This is a genomic window from Microbacterium sp. K41 (assembly GCF_004794395.1).
Classification (GTDB): Bacteria; Actinomycetota; Actinomycetes; order Actinomycetales; family Microbacteriaceae; genus Microbacterium; species Microbacterium sufflavum.
The window spans coordinates 1-8,561 of record NZ_SSDO01000036.1; the positions used below are offsets into that span (position 1 = coordinate 1).

At 72.2% G+C, this 8,561-nt stretch carries 6 protein-coding genes; all 6 read left to right on the plus strand.

Features of this window, described 5'->3' with window-relative positions; genetic code table 11:
• Window positions 1-578 (plus strand): hypothetical protein (locus DW309_RS00450; RefSeq protein ID WP_136044207.1); only part of this gene is annotated, 578 nt, incomplete at its 5' end.
• A 61-nt stretch (window positions 579-639) separates the two neighbouring features.
• On the plus strand, window positions 640-2,766 hold the full coding sequence (pta, locus tag DW309_RS00455; RefSeq protein WP_136044208.1) for a phosphate acetyltransferase: 2,127 nt from the start codon (window positions 640-642) through the stop codon (window positions 2,764-2,766).
• Entirely contained in the window at window positions 2,763-3,983 is a 1,221-nt protein-coding gene (locus DW309_RS00460; protein WP_136037140.1) for an acetate/propionate family kinase, read from the plus strand. The genes pta and DW309_RS00460 overlap by 4 nt, the downstream gene beginning before the upstream one ends.
• A gap of 100 nt (window positions 3,984-4,083) precedes the next feature.
• Window positions 4,084-4,842 carry a beta-phosphoglucomutase family hydrolase gene (locus tag DW309_RS00465; RefSeq protein ID WP_136044209.1) on the plus strand — a complete coding sequence of 253 codons (759 nt, stop codon included), beginning with the start codon at window positions 4,084-4,086 and terminating at the stop codon, window positions 4,840-4,842.
• Window positions 4,839-7,349 (plus strand): glycoside hydrolase family 65 protein, encoded by a 2,511-nt coding sequence (locus DW309_RS00470; protein WP_136044210.1) that lies wholly within the window; start codon window positions 4,839-4,841, stop codon window positions 7,347-7,349. The genes DW309_RS00465 and DW309_RS00470 overlap by 4 nt, the downstream gene beginning before the upstream one ends.
• 74 nt (window positions 7,350-7,423) lie before the next feature.
• Window positions 7,424-8,561, plus strand: a 1,138-nt coding sequence (locus DW309_RS00475) for a DNA polymerase III subunit gamma and tau (protein WP_205812567.1), incomplete at its 3' end; no start/stop codon positions are given.

An 8,561-nucleotide genomic window follows, 5' to 3' on the forward strand; every position in this document is an offset into this window, starting at 1 on the left:
GTGCGCGCTGGCGCACGCGCGGCCGGCGTCTGCTCGTGTCCGCCGGCGTGGTGGCCGTGGTCGCGGGGCTCCTGGTGCTCATCCCGCTCGGCCTGGCCCGCGACCCCGCGCCGGTCTGCATCGACCGCCCGGAGACCTTCCCCGCGGCGGGCATCCAGGGGTGGCGCGGCGAACAGCTGGAGAACGCGGCGACCATCATCCGCACGGCCTCCGCGCTCGGCTTCGGGCGCGACGGGCAGATCCTCGGCGTGATGACCGCGATGGGGGAGAGCAGCCTGCGCGCGATCGACTACGGCGACTGGGAGACCCGCGGCTGGACCAACCCCGACGGCTCGCGCACCACGAGCATCGGGCTGTTCCAGCAGCAGGACTGGTGGGGCAGCGTCGAGCAGCGGATGGACCCCGCGGCCTCGGCCACGCTGTTCTACGAGCGTCTCGGGCGGCTTCCGGAGTGGCAGTCGATGCCGGCGTCGCACGCGATCCACCGCGTGCAGATCAACACCGACCGCGAGTACTACGCCCGCTACCAGGAGGATGCGACGGCCGTGGTCGACGCTCTGTCCGGACCGTGCGAGTGACGGCGCGTTAGTCACGGCACCGTCCGGGCGCGTCCGACGGCGCCCCGCCTAAGCTGGGGGCGTGGCGCGGAGCATCTACATCACCTCGGCCGAAGGCCATACCGGGAAGTCGACGATCGCCCTCGGGGCGCTCGACGCCCTGATGCGCGTCTCCCCGCGCGTCGGCGTCTTCCGACCCATCGCGCGGTCGGTCGCCGAGCGCGACGAGATCCTCGAGCTGCTGCTCGCGCACGACGGCGTGCAGCTCGACTACGACGACTGCATCGGCGTGACCTACGACGACGTGCGCGCCGACCCCGACGCCGCGCTGGCGACCATCGTCGCGCGGTTCAAGGCGGTCGAGGCGCAGTGCGACGCGGTCGTGATCGTCGGCAGCGACTACACCGACGTCGCGAGCCCCGCGGAGCTCGGGTTCAACGCGCGCATCGCCGCGAACCTCGCCGCGCCCGTGCTGCTCGTGCTGAGCGGCCGCGACCAGCAGCGTCAGGCCGAGCAGCTGGGCACCACCACCGCCCGCACGCCGGCCGCCGTGGGGCAGATCGCTGCTCTCGCGCTGTCCGAGCTCGCCGCGGAACGGGCGGAGCTGTTCGCCGTGGCGGTCAACCGCGCCGACCCTGAGGCGCTGGAGCCGATCGTCGCCGCCGTTCGCGCCGTGCTTCCGGCCGACCGCACCCCGGTGTGGGCGATCCCGGAGGACCGCGCCCTCGTGGCGCCGTCCATCCGCGGCATCCTCGCCGCGATCGACGGCACGCTGCTCGCGGGCGACGAGGAGCGCCTGACCGCGGTCGCCCTGTCGATCGTCGTCGCCGGCATGTCGATGGTGAACGTGCTGCCGCGGATCACGGAGGAGGCCGTGGTGGTGATCCCCGCCGACCGCACGGAGGTCCTCCTGGCCGCCCTGCTCGCCGACTCCTCCGGGACCTTCCCGCGCATCGCCGGCATCGTGCTCAACGGGCCGTTCCCGCTGCCCGCGCCCATCCTGCAGCTTCTCGACGGGTTCGCGTCGTCCGTGCCGATCATCACGACCGACCTGGGCACCTACGACACGGCGGTGCGCGTGATGGGGACGCGCGGACGGATCACGGCCGATGCCCGCGGGCGCTACGAGCGGGCGCTCGGTCTCTTCCAGGCGCACGTCGACATCGCCGAGCTGACCGAGCAGCTCGGGCTCGCCGAGGCCCACGTGGTCACGCCGCTGATGTTCCAGTACGGCCTGATGGAGCGGGCGCGGGCCGACCGTCGCCGGATCGTGCTGCCGGAGGGCGACGACGACCGCATCCTCCGCGCGGCCGCGACGCTGCTCGCGCGAGACGTGGCCGACCTCACGATCCTGGGCGACGAGGCCGCCATCCGCGCGCGGGCCTCCGAGCTCGGCGTCGACATCGCCGACGCGCAGGTCCTCAGCCCCACCGACCCCGAGCTGGTGCAGCGGTTCGCGGAGGAGTACGCCCGGTTGCGCGCGCACAAGGGCATCACGCTGGAGCGGGCGGCCGACACGGTCACCGACGTGTCGTACTTCGGCACCATGATGGTGCACCTGGGTCTCGCCGACGGCATGGTGTCGGGGGCCGCGCACACGACAGCCCATACGATCCGCCCGTCGTTCGAGATCATCAAGACCAAGCCGGGGGTCGAGGTCGTGTCCAGCGTGTTCCTGATGGCGCTCGCCGACCGCGTCCTGGTGTACGGCGACTGTGCCGTGATCCCCGACCCCACGGCGGAGCAGCTGGCCGACATCGCGATCTCGTCGGCGACGACGGCGCGGCAGTTCGGGATCGACCCGCGCGTCGCGATGCTGTCGTACTCCACGGGGGAGTCCGGCAGCGGCGCCGACGTCGACAAGGTGCGCCAGGCCACGGCGCTCGTGCGGGAGCGCGCGCCGGAGCTGCCCGTGGAGGGCCCGATCCAGTACGACGCCGCCGCCGACGCCGCGGTCGCCAAGGCCAAGCTGCCCGACTCCGCGGTGGCCGGCCGCGCGACGGTCTTCGTGTTCCCCGACCTCAACACGGGCAACAACACCTACAAGGCCGTGCAGCGGTCGGCGGGAGCGGTCGCGATCGGTCCGGTGCTGCAGGGTCTCAACAGGCCGATCAACGACCTGTCGCGCGGGGCGCTCGTGGACGACATCGTCAACACGGTCGCGATCACCGCCATCCAGGCGCAGAGCGCAGAGGGGGAGCGGGCGTGAGCGCGATCCTGGTGATCAACAGCGGATCCTCCTCGCTGAAGTACAGCCTGATCGACGTCGAGCGGGAGGACGAGCTCGCGAGCGGGCTGATCGAGCGCATCGGCCAGGAGTCGAGCCCGGTGTCCCACACCGTCCGCCCGGTCGTGGCCGCCGACGCGGTGCCGACCATGCTCGACGCGACGTACCGCGAGGAGCGGCCGATCCCCGACCACGCGGCCGCGTTCGAGGTGATGCGCGAGCAGTTCGCGGCGCACGGGCCCTCCCTCGACGCGCACCCGCCGGTCGCCGTCGGGCATCGGGTGGTGCACGGCGGGGCGCGGTTCTACGCCCCCACGCTGATCGACGCCGACGTGGAGCGGCAGATCGGCGAGCTGGCCGTCCTCGCCCCGCTGCACAACCCCGCGAACCTCGCCGGGATCCGGGCCGCGCGTGCGGTGTTCGACGCCGTCCCGCACGTGGCGGTGTTCGACACGGCCTTCCACCAGACGCTTCCGCCCGCGGCCTACACCTACGCGATCGACGCGCAGCTCGCCGCCGAGCACCGGGTGCGCCGTTACGGGTTCCACGGCACGAGCCACCAGTACGTGAGCGAGGCCGCGGCCCGCTTCCTCGACCGACCGCTGGGCGAGCTGCGCCAGCTGGTGTTCCACCTCGGCAACGGGGCCTCGGTCACCGCGATCGACGGCGGTCGCTCGGTCGAGACGTCGATGGGGCTCACGCCGCTGGAGGGGCTCGTCATGGGCACGCGGTCGGGCGACCTCGACCCCGCGGCACTCGTGCATCTGTCGCGACGCGCGGGGTACACGATCGACGACCTCGACACGCTGCTGAACACCCGCAGCGGACTCGCGGGGCTGGCGGGGCGCAGCGACATGCGCGACATCCTCGCCGGGGTCGCGGAGGGCGACGAGGCGGCGGTGCTGGCCTTCGACGTGTACGTGCACCGGCTCCGCGCCTATGCGGGGGCGTACATCGCGCAGCTCGGCGGGGTCGACGTGATCTCCTTCACGGCGGGCGTCGGCGAGAACGCGGCCCCGGTGCGGGCGGCGGCCCTGGCGACCCTGGGCTTCGCGGGCGTCGAGCTCGACCAGGAGCGCAACACCGCTAGAGAGCGCGGGATCCGGGTGATCTCGACCGACGCGTCGCGCGTGACGGTGCTGGTGGTGCCGACCGACGAGGAGCTCCAGATCGCCAGGCAGACGGCCGAGCTGCTCTGATCGCGGCTGCGGGGTTACCCCGTGCGTGCCGCCCGCATTACGCTGGCACAGTGGCACGGAGAGGTGCCGATCCGTCCCTCGCCCTTCTCCTGGAGGCCCTGTGCCAGAAGCGCTGCCCGACCTGCTCCTCGCCGATGGAGTGCTGTTCGATCTCGATGGCGTGCTCACGCCGACCGCCGAGGTGCATATGAGGGCGTGGAAGGCCGTCTTCGACGACGTGTTCGCGCGCTGGGGCATCACCCCGCCGTACACCGACGAGGACTACTTCGCGTATGTCGACGGCAAGAAGCGCTACGACGGAGTCGCGAGCCTGCTGCGCAGCCGCAACGTCGAGGTGCCGTGGGGATCGGTCGACGACGAGCCCTCGGCCGAGACCGTGTGCGGGATCGGCAACCGCAAGAACGCCGCCTTCGCGGCGTCGCTGCGCGGGCAGGGCATCGCCCCGTTCCCCGGCTCGCTCGCTCTGGTCGAGCGGCTGCACGCGGCCGGTGTGCCGATGGGCGTCGTGTCGAGCTCGAAGAACGCCGAGGAGGTGCTCGCCGCCGCCGGCATCCGCTCGTTCTTCCGCGTCGTGGTCGATGGCGTGGTCGCGGAGCACGACGGCCTGGCCTCCAAGCCCGCGCCGGACATGTTCGCGGCGGGTGCCGTCCGCCTGGGCGTCGACCCCGCCCGCAGCGTCGCGGTCGAGGACGCCACGTCCGGTGCCGCGTCCGCCGCCGCCGCCGGCTATGCGACCGTGATCGGCGTGGACCGCGGCACCGGTGCCGACGCGCTGCGCGCCGCCGGCGCCACGCACGTGGTCGACGACCTCGCCGCCCTGCTTCCCGACACCCGCACCGACATCCCGGAGACCGCATGATCGACCGCGACCGCTTCCCCGTCGACCCGTGGCGTCTGATCGAGACGCACTACTCGGAGGAGGGTGTCGGCGAGACGCTGTTCTCGGTCGGCAACGGCTACCTCGGCCTGCGCGGCAACCACATCGAGGGCCGCGGTGCGCACGAGCACGGCACCTTCATCAACGGTCTGCACGAGACCTGGCCGATCCGCCACGCCGAGCAGGCCTACGGCTTCGCCGAGGTGGGGCAGACCATCGTGAACGCGCCGGACGCCAAGGTGATGCGGCTGTACGTCGACGACGAGCCGATCTCGCTCGACGACGCCGACGTGCGCGAGTACGCCCGCACGCTCGACATGCGCACGGGCGTGCTGGAGCGTCGCGTGGTGTGGGAGACGCCGTCGGGCAAGCGGGTCCGCATGCGGGATCAGCGGCTGGTGAGCTTCGAGGAGCGTCACCTCGCGGTGCTGCGCCTGGAGGTCGTGGTGGAGAACGCGGATGCGCCCGTCACGATCAGCTGCCAGCTGCTGAACCGCCAGGACGGCGCCGGCGTGTACGCGGGGACGCCGATCGGAGCCAAGAGCGGCGCGGGCTTCGACCCGCGCAAGGCGGAGCGCATCGCCGACCGGGTGCTGGAGCCCGCGGAGCACTGGCAGGACGGGCTGCGCTCGGCGCTGTCGTACCGGGTCGCGGCGTCGGGCATGACCGTCGCGGTGGTGGCCGACCACATCGTCGAGACCGAGAACCAGTACAACGCCAGGACTCTGTGCGAGCCGGACATCGCGAAGAACGTGTTCCGGGTGCAGGCCAAGGCGGGCGTGCCGATCACCATCACGAAGCTCGTCAGCTACCACACCTCGCGGGGTGTGCCGACGCGGGAGCTGGTCGACCGGTGCCGTCGTTCGCTCGACCGCGCGACCGATGAGGGCGTGGAATCGGTGTTCCGGCGGCAGCGCGAGTGGCTCGACGCGTTCTGGGAGCGCAGCGACGTGCAGATCGGCGGGCGTGACGACCTGCAGCAGGCCACGCGCTGGTGCCTGTTCCAGCTCGCGCAGGCTTCGGCGCGCGCGGACGGGGCCGGCGTCCCGGCGAAGGGCCTCACGGGCTCGGGCTACAGCGGCCACTACTTCTGGGACACCGAGATCTACGTGCTCCCGTTCCTGACCTACACGACCCCGCGGTGGGCGTACAACGCGCTGCGCGCCAGGGTGAAGATGCTTCCCGCCGCCCGTCGGCGGGCGGCGCAGCTCAACGAGGCGGGCGCGCTGTTCCCGTGGCGCACGATCAACGGTGAGGAGGCGTCGGCGTACTACGCGGCCGGCACGGCGCAGTACCACATCAACGCCGACATCAGTTTCGCGCTGGGCAAGTACGTGCGCGCGACGGGCGACGAGGCGTTCCTGCGCCGCGAGGGTGCCGACATCGCGATCGAGACGGCGCGGCTGTGGGCGACGCTCGGATTCTGGCGCGGTGCGCGGCTGGTCGAGCAGTCGGACGCGGGTGACGGCCTGCAGACGTTCCACATCCACGGCGTCACGGGGCCGGACGAGTACACGACGGTCGTGAACGACAACCTGTATACGAACGTCATGGCGCGCTACAACCTCCGCTACGCGGCCAAGGTGGTGCGCGAGATCCGCGACAGCTACCCCGAGGACTACGCGGCACTGGTCGAGCGCACGGGGCTGGGGCCGGGCGAGGCGGAGTCGTGGGAGCGGGCGGCCGAGGCCATGTACATCCCGTACAGCGAGAGCCTGGGCATCCACCCGCAGGACTCGCTGTTCCTGGAGCGCGAGGTGTGGGATCTGGCGAACACGCCGGCGGATCAGCGGCCGCTGCTGCTGCACTTCCACCCGCTGGTCATCTACCGGTTCCAGGTGCTGAAGCAGGCCGACGTGGTGCTGGCGCTGTTCCTGCAGGGCAACCACTTCACGCCGGAGGAGAAGAAGGCCGACTTCGACTACTACGACCCGCTGACCACGGGCGACTCGACGCTGTCGGCCGTGGTGCAGTCGATCCTGGCCGCGGAGGTGGGTTACCAGGACCTGGCGCAGAAGTACTTCGAGCAGTCGCTGTTCGTCGACCTGCACGACCTGCACCACAATGCGTCGGACGGCGTGCACGTGGCCTCGGCCGGCGGGGTGTGGACGGCGCTGGTGTGCGGCTTCGGCGGCATGCGCGACTACGCGGGCGACCTGAGCTTCGACCCGCGGCTCCCGGCGGGGTGGCCGTCGCTGTCGTTCCCGCTGCAGTGGCAGGGGTCGGCGCTCACCGTGACGGTCACGCGCGAGGAGCTGCGGGTCGAGGTGCGCAGCGGCCCTCCGGTGCCCTTCAGCGTGCGTGACACCGCGTACTTCGCGACGCTGGAGGACCCGGCGGTGGTGCGGCTGGCCGACCAGGGGCCCGTGATCGCCGGGCGGCCGACGCTGCGGGAGTTCGCCGATGCGCGGCGCGACGACGGCACGCGCCTGTCGGCCTCGGTGCCGGTGATCACGACCGCGATTCCGGTCGTCGAGCCGATCGACTGAGCCGGGCCGCGCCTCCTCCGTCGAGGAGGGGGCGCGACCCGCCGAACGTCGGTGGCACGCCGTAGGCTGGGGTGGTGACCACAGCCCTCTACCGCCGCTACCGCCCCGAGACGTTCGGCGAGATGATCGGGCAGTCGCAGGTGACCGATCCGCTCATGACGGCGCTGCGCGGAGACCGCGTGGGTCACGCCTACCTCTTCTCCGGTCCCCGCGGCTGCGGCAAGACCACGTCGGCCCGCATCCTGGCGCGCTGCCTGAACTGCGCCGAGGGCCCGACCGACACCCCGTGCGGCACGTGCCCGAGCTGCGTGGAGCTGTCCCGCGCGGGCGGCGGGTCGCTCGACGTGGTGGAGATCGACGCGGCCAGCCACAACGGCGTCGACGATGCCCGCGACCTGCGCGAACGGGCGACCTTCGCCCCGAGCCGTGACCGCTACAAGATCTTCATCCTCGACGAGGCGCACATGGTCACGCCGCAGGGGTTCAATGCGCTCCTGAAGCTGGTGGAGGAGCCGCCGGAGCACGTGAAGTTCATCTTCGCGACCACCGAGCCCGAGAAGGTCCTCGGCACCATCCGCTCGCGCACGCACCACTACCCGTTCCGGCTCGTGCCGCCCGCCGCGATGCTCGAGTACGTCGAGAAGCTGTGCGCCGAGGAGGGCGTGGTCGTCGAGCAGGGCGTGCTGCCGCTCGTCGTGCGTGCGGGCGGCGGCAGCCCCCGCGACACGCTGTCGCTGCTCGACCAGCTGATCGCCGGGTCCGACTCCCCGGCCGGGTCGGAGACGGTCACCGTGGGCTACGCGCGCGCCGTGGCGCTGCTCGGCTACACGCACGGGGCGCTGCTCGACGAGATCGTCGATGCGCTCGCCGCGGGCGATGCCGCCGCGGCCTTCCCCGCGATCGACCGCGTGGTGCAGACCGGGCAGGATCCGCGGCGCTTCGTCGACGACCTGCTCGAACGCCTGCGCGACCTGATCGTGATCGCCGCCGTGGGCTCGGGGGCGTCCGCGGTGCTGCGCGGCATCGCGGAGGACGAGCTCGACCGCATGCGCCGCCAGGCCGAGGCGTTCGGGGCGCTCCGGCTCTCGCGCACGGCCGACGTCGTGAGCGCGGCCCTCGACGACATGTCCGGCGCCACGTCGCCCCGCCTCCACCTCGAGCTGATGGTCGCGAGAGTGCTGGCGGAGGCCTCGGGCGAGATCGGAAGAGCAC

Bases quoted from the DNA above. Each gene is read 5' to 3' on its own strand.
- DW309_RS00470 (WP_136044210.1), top strand. From the start codon at position 4,839: ATGATCGACCGCGACCGCTTCCCCGTCGACCCGTGGCGTCTGATCGAG.